Source organism: Bacillus gaemokensis (assembly GCF_001590835.1).
In the GTDB taxonomy this organism is placed as follows: Bacteria; Bacillota; Bacilli; order Bacillales; family Bacillaceae_G; genus Bacillus_A; species Bacillus_A gaemokensis.
The window spans coordinates 69316-85388 of record NZ_LTAQ01000056.1 but is presented as its reverse complement, the minus strand read 5'-3'; the positions used below and the strand labels follow the sequence as shown (position 1 = coordinate 85388).

Genomic DNA, 16073 nt, shown 5'->3' with positions numbered 1-16073 from the left:
TCGCGATCATCATAAACGAATTCTTTACGGTTGAGTACGGCGCTACAATTTTCGCAAACCCTACTCAAATCTCTCAGCCGCCTCTGTTACAGGCGCTTGATTAAATAAAGATTCCGATGGAGCAATTAGTACTAAGTCACTTGCCTTTTCAGTACAGATACCATGGTTTCTTTCTCCAAAATCAACATAATAACGAGGTTCAGAAGGAGAAGAATGTTTTTCATTAAGTCCTAAAACTTTCCCTATTAGTAAATCGCGATATGCTAAATGTACAGTATCGCCGTTACGTAATTCACCAACCTCACGACCGATAGCCGCCCACTTAAGTCGCTCCGCTTCTTTCTCCTCACGCTCTGCCTTCGCTTTCTTTTCTTCCTCAGCTTCACGAGCGATGTGTTCCGCTTCTTCTGCCGTTAGTGGTTCGAGGTCGCATCTTCGAACGTACCAATAATCAGATTTGTCAAGATAAAACGATTTGAAGAATTCCGTACCATCTGTATTCGAATCTTTCGCGCCTAATTTAACAACTGTGCCGATTTCAAAATCGTGGTTATTCGAACGCCCAATAACCCTCGCAAAGTCGCCTTCTTTCAATAATGCTTGCTTAGCTTCGAGGACTTCTGCGTCGGTTGCTCGTACTAGCTCATGTTCGAAGAAATAATCACACCCAATACGCTTCCCGCTTAGATATTCACCTCTGATGCGATTTGATCCGTAATCAACAATATCGTAAATACGAACTACGTCACCCTCATTAAATCCGTGTGTATCTTCTTCTACTACCTTCGCATAATCGCCGACTTTTAGAGGTTCTTCCTTTGGTTCAGTCGCCGCTTTTACTTCGGCTTCTGTAGCACGTACTACATCGGATTCGTATAGCCATTCATAACGATCGCTAGATAGTTGCTCTCCTTTGTACGGAAGAATTGAAGAATCCGTATGAATAATTTTAACGATTTCTCCTTCTTCGAATACATCGCAAGTATCGACAATTACCTTCGCGTAATCATCAACCTGTAAACAGGACTGTACCGGCTCGCTTGCGTCCTCTACTTCGACCGTTTCTGCGGGATTATCTTTCGTTGAGACATCTACCTGTTCCGCCTGCATCTCTTGCAACTTACGCGTAATCTTTTCTAAGTCAGACGGAGTACCTTCGAGTTTAGTTCCGTCAGGTAAAGTGATTTTAACTACGCCTTCCGCATCGGTTAGTTTGTCGTTAGTAATTGCGTGGGATTTGCGGAATACATCAAACTTACTTGATCCGATAATAGGATTATCTCCAACATCGTCAATAACTGCTTTTTTACTATCGTGAATAACTTTGTAAAATGCACCGACTGTAAAATCCGAATAAGAATGCGTACATTTAAGTAAATTTCCGATTTCTGTTTCTTCATCAAACTGTCCGACTAACGCGTAAACAAACCCATTATATTCCACCGTATTTCCATTAACCACTTTAATTCCGTCTAATTTAGCCATGTTTAATTTCCTCCGTTTCATTATCCTCATTATTAGTTACCGCCGTTAACTCAATCCAACGCTGACTCGCCGAAGTCTCAGTCGCCCAATACTCACGTTGTCCGTTACATTCGAACATGTATACTCGGTCGCCTTCGACCCCTGCAATATAATCGCAATCTTCAGACGTATAAGCCTCGCCATTTCCCTTTGTTGCTCGTACCACTAAAGCATCGTCTCGGTCGTGGCGTATGCGAATCGTTTTTACCTGTATCGTGTACCACTGTTTATTAATCGGATCACGCGCTACTAAGTCGTAAACCTCCGGGATGAACGAACTCGCTACTTCCCAACCGAGGTTTAAGAGCGCGAGGGCTACTCGTAATTCCGAGCAACCGCCCTTAATTGTTGTTTCGTGTGCCATATACGCCCTCCTTAGAACGGTAGTTCGTCTTCCGTAATTTCGATTGGTGTGCCTTCGTTGCTTGATTTTGATGTACTTGGTAATTTCGATTTATCAATCGCATCATCTTCCGCATCTTGTAATAACGTAACAACGTCGCTTTCCTCACGGAAGTTTGCTAAGTCTTCGTAACCAAATTCCGTACCGATAAACGTTTTCGCCTTTTCGATTTGCTCGTCCGTTGCTTCCCCTGATTCAAGCGAATACGATTTATCGACTTGTTTAATGTGTACCGCTTCGCCTACCAACGAGTAGTCTGGATTAAATTTACGACCCATCTTTTCAGCTTTGTCGTAGTCAGCAATGATATTGTTGATATGGAACTCAGCCGTATCGATCACGCGGTAAGTTTCATACTCTAGGTCGTACACTGGAATCATTGCGTACATCTTACGTTTCGCACCGACTTTGCACGACGGACATTCAGATTTACCTGGCTTGAAGTATTGCGTAATATCTGCGTTAATGGCTTTCGGTGAATGTAAGCATGAATGCTTTCGGAAACGGTGGATCGTACGTTTACCATCGAATGTTTTGTCTTCGTGTACAAAGTAGAAATACCATTCGTCCGGTTCAGCTAGTAAGATGAACGTGCGACCTTCCGCATTTACTTCACCGTGTTTTCCCATTCGTACGTATCTCGTTACGCCTTCTGGAAAATCGTTGTTACCTCCGTTTTGATTAGCTTCACGTTGTTCCTCACGCTTTTTTAACGTTTCTCTAATGCCCATTGAAACAACTCCTTCGTTTATTATTCGAGCTTGGGTAAGTCCCACGCCCGTATTACGCAACTGACTTCAATTACGCAATACCGACGCGGGGGATACATCGGTAGAAAAGATAAAGTTTTGTTTGAACGAAAAGCATCGTACCGTAATGCCAGACGCCCATATGACGCCACTACCCGTTGTTCATATTCAGGGGAAATACGCAGGTAATGACGTTATATCGACGTGCATCTATAAACAGCGTTATATTATCTTTTAATATCCGGATAAAACGTATTATGTAGTATAATGTCGATGGAATTTACAAAGAATTGATTTGTACGCACTTCCGTAATACGTTATAATAAAAATGAGGTCCTACCATTGGACTTCCATTTAACGTAAAGTAAGTTAAGTTAACTTGCCTAACGTTAAACAAAACCATTGCAATTGATCGACCTGCCAAGTCGGTTATTTGTAAGTACAAAGGGGCTATTTAACACCCCTCCGTACAACAAACATAATGTGCTATTATGGATTTTCTATATGCAATGCCTAAGCATATAGAACGTATTATTACGCAAGTAAGTAATCTCGGTAATCACCGAATTGCTTCTCGTCGAAACGCTTTGCCAAGCGTCCGAGCTTGCGGATTACTGTCGAGTGATGTAAGCCTAACTTTTTTCCGATTGTCGTCGGCGTTGGCTTATTACTCACTAAAAACGTCTCAACGATTGTCGTCGTTGTTTCGTCAATGACCTTGTCCGGGTCTACGAGGAAGTCGATCAGTTGTCGCTGGTCGGCTTCTTTCTTTTTTATAACGTGATCTTCTAAATCGTAATCGTCAGCGAGAGTTTCGAACATTGCCGTGTTCTCTTCTCCATCGCTTTCTGGTCCGTCATATAACTCGTACTTTCGCCTAGTACGTAACTTTCGTAATAATGAACTGTACTCATTTTTCAATGATACTGTGAATAGTTTTACGAAATCGCCGCCAGCGTTATTCCGTAAATTATTCAATACTTTCTGAATTACATCGTGGAACAATCCGGTTATATCGTGTTCTGTTGCCATGTATGTACTCGTACTCCAATACCGTAGCTTGTCCCGATATATCTCCGATAAACTAGTGTACAAATCCGTGAATGCATAACCATCACCGGTTCTGAGATAATCGTTTGCCTTTTCGTTAATATTCAATTTTTGTTCGTCTTTCACTTTCAATTCCCCCTTACAATAACTATGACGCACAAGCGGCCAAGCCCGCGCACATTTTTTTTAATATTTTTTAAAGAAAATTTTTTGTTTATTACCAATGTTCAAAGTATAGCATGTTACATTGGAATATTTAGCAAAGTACACTAAGTACTGGAATTTATACTTTGTATACTTTCGTAAACATTTTAATAAACAAAAAGAAAGAGCGATCAATAAGACCGCCCTTAGTAATTTTATTTAATTAATAATCAACCGCCTGGTCTAGTTTCTTGTGCTTTATATTGTTGATTACTCCCTTGTGCATCTGCAAATCCATTAAGCGCAAATACCCCCAGAGCTAGAGTTAAAACTGCGGAAACTCCTAATAAAACTTTTTTCAAATTGAATCTCTCCCTTTGTATGATTAGATTTAAAGTTAGTTAGCATCTGCGTCATCATGGAACGATCGCCTCTGTCGTATATTTCCTTAGCCACTAGACTAGAGAAATAGAAGTTCGAATTCGAAAAGAATCTTTGAAAGCGCTCGTATAACTCAGGGATTGAATTTTGATTGCAAGCTTGGTACATCAAAAGAAAATCTCTTTCTCCCCTTTCTTCTATGTAATCGTCAATCATTTTTCCGTTTAATCGATTATTCTGATACATCACAAGTCTCGCATCTGAATCCATCCCAAGTGGTACTCCTAGGTAAATTTTAACATAATCTAGGTTATCTCTTGTTTGGATAATCAAATCTTTTACTCCGACAGTTTTAGCGATATCGTGACTCTTCTGAAGATACTCTAAACATTTCTCTTCATCCTCAGTCAAGTACGTCATCCCTACATAATATGACGCATCAGATACAGTTTTCGCGCAGATATTAGCATTAATTATTAAAAAAGAGTAATGTCTCGATAATTCTAGCTCGTTTCTATGTAAATAAACTGGCGCTAATATTTCCGCTAGTCTATGCAAATAACATTCTTTAATAAATAATTTACGACTATCACTTAGATTTTTTATCATTTCTTCTACTTCTAAAGCCAAATCCAACATAAGATGAATTTTTTTCTGTGCAAAATAATTGTAGCACTTGAGTATATTAACTAAAATCACAAGGGTATTATCTTCAATGTTATCAATCTTTTTTAAATTTCCGATTATTTCATGACCGTCTATGTCATAATTCATGTATCTATAAATCACATTATATACATTCACATAATCTCCGATTATACCTGTTTCTTTTTTATGTAGCTTTAAAAGCTTTTTAAGCAAAGAGACATTTCTTGTAATTGCTGCATACTCCAAGCTTTGCTGAATCGATTCGGCTGAATCTAGCTGTAAACACCATTTATCCATCTTCTCACGTTGTTTATCAGGAAAGAAGTAATAGGAGAGTCTCAAGAGTTTTCTAAATCCTATGGTTCCATCCTTTTTGAATTTAGACATACACTGCTTGGATGCTTCTATTTTTTCTCCGACTGCTGAAAATGTTATATCGTCTCTATCATTTATAATATCGCATATCTCTCTATGAAACCCCGGCACTTGAAAACCCTCCTATGCTGTATAAGAAAATTTTGGTATAATATAATTATAATTCCAATGTTTACTTTTGTAAACGCACAATAGGTTGAGAAACTTTTTTAAGGACGTGTTAAAATGATTGACTACTCTCCGTTACATGAGACGCTAAAAGAAAAAGAAATGGTAATTAGTGATCTCCGCGGTAAAATTTTAAACGCAAGAACCATTGCGAATATTAACAAAGGAATGTCTGTAAATTTAAGTACAATAGAAGAAATTTGTCTACATCTAGACGTACCTATAGAAAAAGTAGTTAAAATTGTGAGCAATCAAGGGTAATAGTTTCTAAGCCTCCGATTTAGGAAAGGAGGTGATTACATCGTTTAAAGTCGGAAGGTGCCGTATTCCCGAACTATGTAAGAAAAACAGTATTACACAAGCTGATCTCGCTAGGAAAGTCGGTATCGTACCGCAATCCATAACGGATTATGTCAGCCTGCGTAATTTACCGAATGTAGAACGAGCGCGCAACATCGCTTCTATACTACATTGTGACATCGAGGATTTATACGAATGGGAAGATGGGAGTACGGATTAACATCTAATTAACGGGAAGGTCTTATTACTTCCCCCGACCATCACTACGTGAATTCACGTATAATAATTTTAATCGAACTGGCTCCGCATTATCAACTACGGATCGTAAAGAATTTACCCCTTCCTTTACCAACGCCTCATTTGCATCGTTAAATCCGTTTATATAACCGTTCGTCAACCGTATTTTACCGTTTAAATATTTCTCAAGTTCTCTCCGAAGTTTCTCGCCTGCCGGGTCGTTATCCGCCACGATAACAAGTTCTTCTATTGGCGACTTCAATATTTGTTCCGCCTTACGCTCATTAAACGACGAGCCTCCGTTTGCCAATCCGAAAACTCCTGCCGTCATAAACGACACCGCATCTATCTCCGCCTCACAATATACTGCACGTTTTATGTTCCGTTTGTAAGCAAGGTGTAAACCGTATATTAAATCTCCTATTGGCTTTCCGTCCTTTTCGTACCAAAACGCTTTGCCGCGCGTTTTTCGATACTTAATATTCGCCAATCTACCATTTGTATCAAACCACGGAATTACCACCGCCTGCCTAAAGCGGTCGTAACCGATCTTCATCTGCCGTTGTACTTCCTCGCTAATGCCTCGTTGTTCTAAGTATGGATGTCTAAACGCGTACTCTTGCAACCGACCAAAATCGAGGGCCTTGCGACCGGTGTCAATCCGGAGTTTCGTTGGTTTTAGTACGAGGTTGTCGTAAGTGTAACTAGTGCCGTACGATTCTAACAAATACTCTTCCGTTTCTTCATACGTTTCATTTCGCAAGTAGGATATCAGTTGGGTAAAGTTGCCACTTTCCCATTCTGCATCGAATGCGCCTGAGTCTTTCCACGTACCTGCGTAATCTCCGTCTAGGTTGACGAAGAAACTCGGTGTATGTTCGAATCGGAACGGACTTGCAGCAATCAGCTTATCAGATGACCATCGTTCATTAGTCCAGGAATGCTGTCTGAGTTCGTACTCGATATCAACGTTTACGTCTTGTCCGCGAATCTTAATCGTTGGCATGTTGTCACCTCTTTCGTTTTAAGTCTCATCGTATTCGATTTCATCAAGAATGGATTGATATGCGGATAACTTTCCTTCCCAGTATCCTAAGGTATGTCCGCCAAAATAATTATGAGTTTCGTTTGGGTTATCTCCGTGCGTTTCTTTTATTGCAATGGCTCTATTTCTTGCGTGGCGTATTCTTTTTGATAAGAATTCTTTTATATCCTCCATCCTCTATCAACTCCCTTGTTTTAAAATACGCTAGTAAATTGTTTCGCTGCCTGTTCGCCAGTTTCCATTTCCTTAATCACGCCAATCTGCGGCATATAAATAATCTCGGCTGATTCACCTTCGCCGCCGTCACGGCCTTTATTAATACCGATCATACCTCGTCCTTGCTTGGCGTCAGTATCCACGGCTATCAGTAACGCTGCATCCTCTAATAACGCTTTCGTTTTCTTTACCTCGCTACGTTTCGGTAATCGCAATTCACGATTGCCGTCGTCATCTTCACCATTATCTACTTCATCCGCTTGTGTAATAGCGAACATTACTACGCCTGTCTTACCTGCTAATCGACGGAGCGCTTTCGAAGTTGCCGCTGCGTCCCCACCCGCCGTCTTTGACGTATTTGTCTCATAGTCGAGATAATAGAACGGATCAACTATAACGACATCAGCTTTCGTCTCTGTTATATCTACTTCTAACTGACGTAAGTCTCTTCGATGGAAGTCGTCATCATCTACACCTCGGACGATAATGTTACCTGGTAAGATTTCGTTTATGTTCGCTAGGAACGCTTTAAATCCAGCTTCGAACTCTTCGGATAACTTACCATGTCGGATTTCTTTCGAATCAAACCCCGCTTCTAAATTTACGCCATCTAACTCTGCTACCGTCGCACCGATACGGCTAGATATCGAAGTATATAACCGGACCATTCCTTCGTACCATCCCATCTCCATTAGCCAGATGAGTACGTTCGCACCTTGAAACGCCATTTCTACGCCCTCTTCGATAGTCGTTGCGGATTTACCTCGACCTGACTTTCCGTAGATTGTGTAAACGTTCGAGCTTACGTAACCGCCAATCGCTTTATTAATGAAAGGAAAACGAGAGTGCCAGATACGATATGATTCGCCTTTTTTACGACGTTCGTATTCCTCTAGAAACTTATTCGCATCAGCCTTCAAACTTGTTCCCACTTTATCACGAACGTTTGTTCTAGTTATAACCCCGTCTACTTTTTCTCGCAACCATTCTAGGAAACTATTTCCGTCTTTTTCCTCAAATTGGGTAGGCGCCTCGTTTTGTAAAAGTTCCATCACTTCGATCTTGGCGGAATAAGATTTCACCTGTTTCGTTAAATACTCGAAACTATCCTCGACTTGTGGGACGTAAGTAAAGCCGTCGACTTCTGCTACTAACGTTCGGAAGTCTGGCGTTTTCCCTCGATTCGTCTCTACGTAATCTTTAATAAAACGGTACGCTTTACGCTCCGCCTCTGTAACAAAATCTCGTTCTGTTACATGGTTAAGCTGAACGGGGTTAGCGGTATCTATTACTTTCGATAAAAGCATTTCTCCGTAGTTCATTAACTACACCTCCACTATAGCATCTGTTGATTAATTTGTATTTAGTTCTCATTAAACTTACTTATTTGACTACTATGTGTTTTGTTCAGAAACTTAAACTTAGGTCATTTTTCATTCAGTTATCAAGGAGCGTTTGTGTTTATAAGTGTATCGTAAAAAATTCTGCATTCAAAATTCTCATACAAACCGTTACGTTACATAACACATACTTATTAATTTTAACGGTCGGCACACTTAATTTCACACTCCTCTAATCGCCCGCATTCTATCCGCCATCTTTCGCTTCTGATCCTCGCTATACTGACGTATTTTCTTCATACTTACTTGCTTTTCGTCTAACGTACATTTCACCGCTAGGGTAGAATCGCCATCCTTTTCGATAACAGTAACGTTTTCCTCTCCGACCAAAGCTATTAATTTACGAATGTGTTTAGGAACGCAAGAATATGCGCTCCATTCCTTCGTTTCGTTATCGAAAGTCAATACCGTTTCTTGTTCTTTCGTTGAATATGCGTTCATTTTGTAGCCTCACTTTCTTCTAAAAGGATTATTTTGTGGAGTTTTCTTCCCTACTTTCCAAAAAATATTTTGACTTCTTCACCGCTTCATATCTTATTTTGACTTCCACCAATCCTCTTGAACTAGCATCATCCTTATCTCAAAAATAAACCTTTTTATTCCTTTACCTCCATCGACTCCCATTAATTAACAATAATATGCAAAATTGCATATTATTTTTCGTTGACCAAATATTGCCATTCGTGTTAACCTAATATTTGTATATAACATTTATTTGGGGAGGATATGCAACATGAAAAAATTTGGACAATCCGTGTTAGCCGCAGGTATTTTATGCAGTGGCCTACTATTCGGTACTTCTGACGCATTTGCAATGGGATCAAAAGGTAGTATTAGTTTCAGTACAGATGCTAATACTTATTCAAGAAATGCCACATCTATTGATGTATCTGGACAAGCTCCTCCAGGAGGATGCGTTCTTGAGTTAGTAAGCAAAGGTGGCGACGTTGTTAAACGTATAGATGTAGACGCTGGTATCAATGGCAAATGGTTTAACGAAAGTTTCTATCTAAACGGCGTTTCTGCAGGTCAATATGATGTTGTAGCTAATGGAGCTTGGGGATCTGAAAGAACATATCATGGAGAACTTACAGCATACATAACTGTAAATAGATAATCTGTCAAAAGGCACTTATGAAAGTGCCTTTTTTTTACGCACCCCACACACAACATGCAACTTTCTTACCACTTTTTCAACGTTCAATACCTTGTCCAAAGCTCATTTATATTTCTTTTTTTCTCTATAAAATTCAAATTTGGTCTTAATTCACATCCGATTACTCTGTCTCCTTCAATACTACGTTATAAAGCCCGGTCGTCACTCCAACAATAAACATCGTCCCAAGCGTTTCGACGTTGCTAAGTCCGCAAAAATAACCAAGCCAAAACGTTAAGGGTAGATACATACAGGTACCGATAATAATCTCTTTCACTCTGATTCCTCCTAAGCGATTCCTAACAGTTTTAAAACTACGAAGCCTACTCCGATACTAACCACTATGAATACGAGCGATACCAACAAGGCATCTCTAACGTCTTCGTCAGTCAGTAGTGCGTAAACCAAGAAAAGTACGAAAAGTACAGGCGCTCCAATAAAGAAACTCGTTCCTATAACGTCTCCCACACTCATCTACGCATCCCCCTTTTCGATTCGCCCTCGAACGGCAACACCACGCACAAATCTCGCACTCTATCGTACAGCCTACGATCAAACACGCTTTCCAACTCGTCGATAGAAATGTTCGAAGTGTACACCGTTGGTAATCCGTTCGTTACCCGATGGTTAATAACCGCATGTAAATCACCTCGAAATGCTTCGGTTGCACTCCGTACTCCAATATCGTCCAGCACTGCGAAAGGTGCCGTCTTTGCGTTACTCATACGACGGTAATATTCTTTTGCGGATTTCTCCGCGACCTCTTTCGGTATGTTCGAGCGGTTAAATTCGTTGAATAACGTTTGAAAATGATTTACGTCTAGAAAGAACGCTGGTATCTGCAACGGCTGCAATCCGTTTTGTAAACTACCAATATAGTGATATATTAACCACTCGTTGGTCACAGCCGATGCTGTCGTTGTTTTTCCTGTTCCTGGTTCATCGGAATATAGGTATAAAGATTTAATTTTACTTGTAACATCTTGTACTTCTGTAGAACCGAACTGCCGTTTAAAGGTCCCTATATATGCGTCTATTGACTTGTAAACCTTTGGTTGTGACTCTCGAACAGGAGAGTTTTTCGCTGTAATAAACTTGTACTCATCTGGTAAACTAGTTGTAAATGAACGACCACTTTTTCCATTCGTGCCGTGAACCGCAATATAAGACGAACAGTATTTATTGCACGAATCGCTTTTGTAAAGTGAACAGTAGTCAGCGAGTATACATTTCATGACATTACCTCGCTTTCTGTTTCTAAATTTTCTAATGTACGAGGATTTTCATGACACCAGTACACATAGTCTCGATATTCCTGAACTGTCTTACCGTTAACGAATGCCAACCATTCGATAAGAAAGTTAAATTTCTCGTACGATAATTCAAAACGTTGCCTATTCGTTTTGAACCAATCGAAAATGTTTTTATCGCCTTTTGATTCATTTAAGTCACCACGTAACGGAATCATATTCCCGTATACTGTACCACCATGACCTATAGATATCGGTATTACGTGATCCCAATGAAAGTCTGTCGAGTCTGTTAAAACACATCTATTTCTGAAATGTGTTAACACTTTTTCTACATGCTCGATTGTGAAATCGCTAGGTAACGCCTTTTTTCTGGCAGACCGACGATGTCTTGTTAGTACATATTTTTCTGGGTTGTGCTGTCTCCATTTACGAGTAATCCCTGCAACTTTTCCCTTGTTTTCTTCGTAGTACTTACGGTAATATTCCTTATTTTCTTCGCGCCACTTTCGATGACTATCCAACTTTCTTTCTTTATTTTCTATATACCAATTAGAACTTACTTCCCTTTTACATAGCCTGCAAGCTGAAGTTTTACCTCCAACCCCTCTCGTATCTGTACCAAAACCACCATCTAACGGTTTCCACTCGCCACACTTCGTACACTCTTTTCCGACAACCACTTCACCATCAATAACTCGTTCCTCTAACGTTACCTTCTTACGTTTCCTCGGCTTCCGAAACTCCTGCGTCTTCGCCACGCCAGCCTTACTCATTTACTAGCGCCTCCTTACGGTAATGCTCCGTTACAGCATCGACATCCTCACCTGCCATAATTGCACCACACTTACGTAGTTCTAATCCGTATGGACAATGTCGATAACAACGACCCTCAACGTCTTCTAGCTTGTTTAGATTATTAAACGGACAGTCCCAACAATGGGTATCTAGTAATTTAATAGATTCATTACGTGCGACTTCACGTTCTTCCCTCGAATACTTACGTTTTGGAAACTTAAGCTCTTCTTCTCTCGGTAATTTATTTCGTTCAGAAGTTACTTTTCCTGTTCGTTCTCTTCCACAGTAGACACAACCACATCCTCTTCTTAATGAGGCATAAGAAATTCGAGTTTCTTGATCCGGATGATGCGGACATTTAAAGTGCATTCTCTGCATATCATTTTCGTACTCGGTTTCTAATAACTCATATCCCCTTTTTTCAAACTTCGCTTTCACTTGCTCAAACGATAATTTAAGACGTACCATTCGTTTCCCCTCCGTTTATAAATAGTTAATTATTTCCTCCGTACTAACTTCCGGCTGTGCCGCTTGCCTTTGTAATTTCGCTTCTTCCCTGCGTAACTCATCGAGCACTCTCGGCAATAACCGCCCTCGCATATACGAATACATAAACGCAAAGTTTAATCCGGGATACTCCCGCGTCGGCTTATAGTCGGCGAAACATGCGTCAATGAATCGTTTTAAAACTTCCTGGTTATATTCCGCAAGTGACATCTTCAACATACGACCTTCCATCGCATAACTTCGAGTGACATAAGGAATTTTATAACGCTCCTCATGTACGTGCTTTAGGTACTCACGGAATGTTGTTACGTTCCACTTTTCGATTGGTAGGTTGCGGAAATCTTTCGTTGATATGCGGGTCATTCGGTGCCACTCCCTTTCGTAAGCCCATCCTGACATTTATTCATTTCTCCTAACGCCCACTCTACGTGTTTATTTCCGCGGTCTATTTCCGCTTGTACCTCCTCTTTTGTATGAGATACGATAAACATGTACGCTATCTGACGCTCAATCATTTCGATAATGTCTTTCATTTCGTCCCCTCCTCGTCAAATAATTGCGCATGTAATTCCTCGTTAGACGCCTGCCATAAGTCCCGTCCGTCTTCCGTTTTGAATATGTTCCGGCGGATTAGCGCCTCGATGTAGATTTCTTTCAGTAATAAATCGTGTAGCTGCATTCGATTGTTTGTTAGTCCTCCATTTTATTTCTCAACACACACCACATGGTATAAACGACCTAAATTTGTTAATATATAGGTAATCTCCAGATGGGAACTATGCCAAGAGACCTGCTTATTGCGGGTCTTTTCCCGTTATAAAACGCTAACCCTACCGATAACACCCCTCGTTATATACATTCGTATGTTCCTAGATTTTTGTCTGTCTATTTGACCGTAAAATTTACGTTAGTGGTTTCTTTTTGCTGACGATACCATCCGCGAGTATTTCGAAGTCACCATCGAGTTTTCGAATGTGGTACTTACGATCATCTAAGCGTTTTCTCTTTTCGTAAATAGTTAGCATCTGTTCCTTCGTTTTGGCTTTCGTTTCCTTTAGCGAGTCTAGTACTAGCTTAAGTTCCTCCCAGTGATCTTTTATCGTACGTCGTTCCAAACGGACTTCTTTAAGCTTTTTCGCTAAGTGATAGCCTCGTACAGAGCTGAACGTTTCTAACTCAACGATATAAAGCAAGTCTATTTGAACGAGTTCTATATGTTTTAATTGACGATCAACTTCGTTAAATACCGCTTCTAACAGGACTATCTCCTTGTTGAGATTCGCTAGAAGGCGTTGTAACCTACCTGCCGTTATATCTTTCATCGTAAACACCTCCATGCGCTGATTCATTACTGAAATTTCCGATGATCCATTGCGATATAAATAGTACATCCTTTCCTTCGACTATTCCGCGATATTTACAAACATCTCCGTTATAGAAAGCGATATGTATGTCTTCACCAACCTTTTGGATACTACAAGCAGTTCCGATGTCACAGATATACTCTTCTTCCATTTTTAATCCTCCTTTTATCCAAAACCTTACAACTTCGCTTACGCTCGTTGTATCTCATCATCTATTAGCGGCGTTCTTTTATATAAGTAATTACCGCCGAATATATTAATAATGGAAGGATATTTCGATAGAAATAGACTTCAAGGTTTTGGCTCTTAATCTTTTTCTTGTTAAAAGATAGTTCTTGTTAAGAGTTAGTTCTTGTTAGTGTGAACTACAACCATGTGTGGAAGGCGCCATATGTGGTCACACGTCACATGGACGTATAGATTCTGGCTCGTTACCGAATATCGTTAGCTGACTAATCGGTAGAATCGTATAAACCGTATTCTCCCATTGCTGTGTACGCTCGTGTCTGCGTCTCTCCTTGACGACTAAAGGCTTTCCATCCCAACGATACTCACATAGCTTTTTGATGCGTCTGTTGGCGCTCTCACGGCTTATATTGAGACGCTTCGCTATCATGTCTTGCGTTGGGTAACATTCGCCATCTTCGTCCATGAATGACGCTAGTACGCAAAGTGTCGTCCATCTTTCCGGACCTAAGTCCGCTATTAAACCGGAGTGTACTGCGTCGACATACATCTTTAGAAAGATTCGTGTCTCTCGCTTTCCACTCGTAATTGAATATTCCGTTTGGGCTTCGATTGATACTAAGTTGCTATTTTCGTTCACCCGTTTCCACCTCCGTGTAATGCCTTGTGATTGCCTTATACTATATAGGACGCATCACTTTGTAAGTTCGCACACTTTTTTCGAAAAAAAAATAAATAATTTACGTTTTTCTACTTTTTCCACCCCTATACAATTTGTGTCCCGCAGTTTAAAATACAAGTTATGGAAGGTTATTTTTCAATATTTAGGCCTCTATGGAGGTTTTAATTGTGAAAGGTAGCGTATTAAAAGATAAACAAAGAGGGCATTGGTATTTTTCTTTCGATTTAGGAAAAGATCCTTTTACCGGAAAAAGGAGACAAATAAAACGACGTGGATTTAAAACAGAGAAAGAAGCTGAAGAAGCGTTAATTAAGCTACAAGCGGAGATGTTAAACGACGAGTTTCTTGACCTATCGCAAATGACTTACTCTAAGTATCTTGATGAATGGTTCGAGGAGAGACGTATCTACCTTCAGAAATCTACTTATGAAATCCATTCAATCTATTGCGCGAATGTAATAAAACCGAGGTTAGGTCATTTCAAGTTACAAAAAATAGAACCTATCCACATTCAAAAGTTTGTAAATAATTTAGCAAATGAAACAGCCTACTCTTCGCACACTATTCACCTAGTCTTTCGAATAGTCAGCGCATCTCTCAAGAAAGCAAAGACGATGAAGCTTATAAAAGATAATCCGGCTACAGGTACTACTCTACCAAGACGACAGCGGAAAGAAATGAATGTGTGGACATTAGAGCAAGTAAACTATTTCATACGTGAATCTAAACACGTAAATCGTCTAACGCGTTGTTATACTGCTTGTGTAATGGCGTTATTAACAGGCATGCGACAAGGTGAAATAATGGGGTTACGGTGGAAAGATATTGATTTCGAAAAAAACGTAATTTATATTCGACAAACACTAACTCAGTCGGCGGAAATAAAATCCGGTGCTAAGAATTCTTCTAGTGTACGCTCTATCCATATCCCGGACAAACTCGTTAGCGAACTGAAGACGCATCGAAAAATGATCTTAGAGGAACGTTTATATCACGGTCGAGACTACGAAGATAATGACTTGGTGATTTGTACACGTATGGGCAAGCCGATGATTCCTCGTAATTTACGTAAGGAATTTTACAATCTAACGGAGAAACTTGGATTGCCAAAGATACGTTTTCACGATTTACGACATACTCACGCTACATTATTAATACAGCAAAACGTAAACGTTAAATTAATTGCTGATCGGTTAGGCCATTCGGATATCGAAACGACCCTCAATACGTACAGTCACGTATTACCTGATATGCAAAAATCTGTATCGGAACAACTCGATAAAATCACTAATATATAAGCGATTTGTGTCCCGATTTGTGTCCCACGCTTATCATTACGTCTTACAGCCGTTAAAAATACGTGAATTCACGTAACGATATATGTAAGTGCCAGAAGAAGGCATCGTCGAAGCCGGTGAACTAAAAATCCACCAAGCATCACACGCCCGCTACTTCGAAGACTTCTTAAAATTCGTAGAATACGAGCGTTC

The 16073-nt window shown here is 40.1% G+C and carries 23 protein-coding genes and 1 pseudogene; 5 read left to right on the top strand and 19 right to left on the bottom strand.

The genetic code is table 11. From position 1 onward, the window contains the following. Nucleotides 1-60: 60 nt before the first annotated feature. The 5 genes from AZF08_RS23545 to AZF08_RS23525 all read right to left on the bottom strand — a co-directional run bounded on the left by AZF08_RS23545 (nucleotide 61) and on the right by AZF08_RS23525 (nucleotide 5385). The gene (locus tag AZF08_RS23545; protein ID WP_156029168.1) at nucleotides 61-1506 is read right to left on the bottom strand and encodes a hypothetical protein; all 1446 of its coding nucleotides are present in this window, start codon (nucleotides 1504-1506) and stop codon (nucleotides 61-63) included. Then, entirely contained in the window at nucleotides 1478-1690 is a 213-nt protein-coding gene (locus AZF08_RS31585; protein ID WP_235190100.1) for a hypothetical protein, read from the bottom strand. Before AZF08_RS31585 ends, AZF08_RS23545 begins: the two co-directional genes overlap by 29 nt. A gap of 209 nt (nucleotides 1691-1899) precedes the next feature. Continuing rightward, a complete protein-coding gene (locus tag AZF08_RS23535; RefSeq protein ID WP_033677380.1) occupies nucleotides 1900-2658 on the bottom strand; it encodes a hypothetical protein in 759 nt (252 codons plus the stop codon). Between the two features lie 552 nt (nucleotides 2659-3210). After that, nucleotides 3211-3885, bottom strand: a complete 675-nt coding sequence (locus AZF08_RS23530) for a sigma-70 family RNA polymerase sigma factor (RefSeq protein WP_235190101.1) — start codon at nucleotides 3883-3885, stop codon at nucleotides 3211-3213. Nucleotides 3886-4167: 282 nt separating this feature from the next. Next, on the bottom strand, nucleotides 4168-5385 hold the full coding sequence (locus tag AZF08_RS23525; RefSeq protein ID WP_033677384.1) for an AimR family lysis-lysogeny pheromone receptor: 1218 nt from the start codon (nucleotides 5383-5385) through the stop codon (nucleotides 4168-4170). A 114-nt stretch (nucleotides 5386-5499) separates the two neighbouring features. On the opposite strand from AZF08_RS23525, the gene AZF08_RS23520 reads away from it, so the two are divergent. Next, complete coding sequence (locus tag AZF08_RS23520) at nucleotides 5500-5703, top strand: helix-turn-helix domain-containing protein (protein ID WP_033677385.1); 204 nt, start codon at nucleotides 5500-5502, stop codon at nucleotides 5701-5703. Nucleotides 5704-5734: 31 nt separating this feature from the next. After that, complete coding sequence (locus tag AZF08_RS29265) at nucleotides 5735-5962, top strand: helix-turn-helix transcriptional regulator (protein ID WP_082246173.1); 228 nt, start codon at nucleotides 5735-5737, stop codon at nucleotides 5960-5962. A 24-nt stretch (nucleotides 5963-5986) separates the two neighbouring features. On the opposite strand, the gene AZF08_RS32055 is transcribed toward AZF08_RS29265, so the two are convergent. From AZF08_RS32055 to AZF08_RS23500, 4 genes are all read right to left on the bottom strand, one after another. Beyond that, nucleotides 5987-6535 (bottom strand): toprim domain-containing protein, encoded by a 549-nt coding sequence (locus AZF08_RS32055; protein WP_321141628.1) that lies wholly within the window; start codon nucleotides 6533-6535, stop codon nucleotides 5987-5989. Nucleotides 6536-7003: 468 nt separating this feature from the next. Further along, complete coding sequence (locus AZF08_RS23510) at nucleotides 7004-7198, bottom strand: hypothetical protein (protein WP_235190102.1); 195 nt, start codon at nucleotides 7196-7198, stop codon at nucleotides 7004-7006. A 20-nt stretch (nucleotides 7199-7218) separates the two neighbouring features. Further along, nucleotides 7219-8562: an AAA family ATPase gene (locus AZF08_RS23505; RefSeq protein ID WP_033677389.1), complete on the bottom strand. Its 1344-nt coding sequence runs from the start codon at nucleotides 8560-8562 to the stop codon at nucleotides 7219-7221. Nucleotides 8563-8802: 240 nt separating this feature from the next. Continuing rightward, nucleotides 8803-9081, bottom strand: coding sequence for a hypothetical protein (locus AZF08_RS23500; RefSeq protein ID WP_033677391.1), 279 nt, complete (start codon nucleotides 9079-9081; stop codon nucleotides 8803-8805). A gap of 292 nt (nucleotides 9082-9373) precedes the next feature. Between AZF08_RS23500 and AZF08_RS23495 the strand changes: the two genes are divergently transcribed. Continuing rightward, entirely contained in the window at nucleotides 9374-9757 is a 384-nt protein-coding gene (locus tag AZF08_RS23495; RefSeq protein WP_033677392.1) for a hypothetical protein, read from the top strand. A gap of 160 nt (nucleotides 9758-9917) precedes the next feature. Here the strand turns inward: AZF08_RS23495 and AZF08_RS30905 are convergent, their stop codons facing one another. From AZF08_RS30905 to AZF08_RS31580, 10 genes are all read right to left on the bottom strand, one after another. Further along, the gene (locus AZF08_RS30905; protein ID WP_167332931.1) at nucleotides 9918-10073 is read right to left on the bottom strand and encodes a hypothetical protein; all 156 of its coding nucleotides are present in this window, start codon (nucleotides 10071-10073) and stop codon (nucleotides 9918-9920) included. 193 nt (nucleotides 10074-10266) lie between these two features. After that, on the bottom strand, nucleotides 10267-11031 hold the full coding sequence (locus AZF08_RS23485; RefSeq protein WP_033677396.1) for a P-loop NTPase family protein: 765 nt from the start codon (nucleotides 11029-11031) through the stop codon (nucleotides 10267-10269). Further along, entirely contained in the window at nucleotides 11028-11822 is a 795-nt protein-coding gene (locus AZF08_RS23480; RefSeq protein ID WP_033677397.1) for a hypothetical protein, read from the bottom strand. Before AZF08_RS23480 ends, AZF08_RS23485 begins: the two co-directional genes overlap by 4 nt. After that, on the bottom strand, nucleotides 11815-12312 hold the full coding sequence (locus AZF08_RS23475) for a hypothetical protein (protein WP_033677398.1): 498 nt from the start codon (nucleotides 12310-12312) through the stop codon (nucleotides 11815-11817). The genes AZF08_RS23480 and AZF08_RS23475 overlap by 8 nt, the downstream gene beginning before the upstream one ends. A gap of 15 nt (nucleotides 12313-12327) precedes the next feature. After that, nucleotides 12328-12714, bottom strand: a complete 387-nt coding sequence (locus AZF08_RS23470) for a hypothetical protein (RefSeq protein ID WP_051725895.1) — start codon at nucleotides 12712-12714, stop codon at nucleotides 12328-12330. Further along, complete coding sequence (locus tag AZF08_RS30590) at nucleotides 12711-12884, bottom strand: hypothetical protein (protein WP_156029171.1); 174 nt, start codon at nucleotides 12882-12884, stop codon at nucleotides 12711-12713. Before AZF08_RS30590 ends, AZF08_RS23470 begins: the two co-directional genes overlap by 4 nt. Beyond that, complete coding sequence (gene fbpA / locus AZF08_RS29260; RefSeq protein ID WP_082246174.1) at nucleotides 12881-13030, bottom strand: Fur-regulated basic protein FbpA; 150 nt, start codon at nucleotides 13028-13030, stop codon at nucleotides 12881-12883. The genes AZF08_RS30590 and fbpA overlap by 4 nt, the downstream gene beginning before the upstream one ends. 223 nt (nucleotides 13031-13253) lie before the next feature. Then, complete coding sequence (locus AZF08_RS23465; protein ID WP_153019583.1) at nucleotides 13254-13700, bottom strand: hypothetical protein; 447 nt, start codon at nucleotides 13698-13700, stop codon at nucleotides 13254-13256. Further along, nucleotides 13651-13866, bottom strand: coding sequence for a hypothetical protein (locus tag AZF08_RS23460; protein WP_033677401.1), 216 nt, complete (start codon nucleotides 13864-13866; stop codon nucleotides 13651-13653). The genes AZF08_RS23465 and AZF08_RS23460 overlap by 50 nt, the downstream gene beginning before the upstream one ends. A gap of 246 nt (nucleotides 13867-14112) precedes the next feature. Further along, nucleotides 14113-14451, bottom strand: coding sequence for a helix-turn-helix domain-containing protein (locus tag AZF08_RS31580; protein WP_265184970.1), 339 nt, complete (start codon nucleotides 14449-14451; stop codon nucleotides 14113-14115). 299 nt (nucleotides 14452-14750) lie between these two features. Here AZF08_RS31580 and AZF08_RS23450 point away from each other — a divergent pair, with 299 nt between their 5' ends. Further along, on the top strand, nucleotides 14751-15881 hold the full coding sequence (locus AZF08_RS23450; protein ID WP_033677405.1) for a site-specific integrase: 1131 nt from the start codon (nucleotides 14751-14753) through the stop codon (nucleotides 15879-15881). An 88-nt stretch (nucleotides 15882-15969) separates the two neighbouring features. Next, nucleotides 15970-16073, top strand: a pseudogene (locus AZF08_RS29255) (DUF3900 domain-containing protein); the annotation flags it as partial.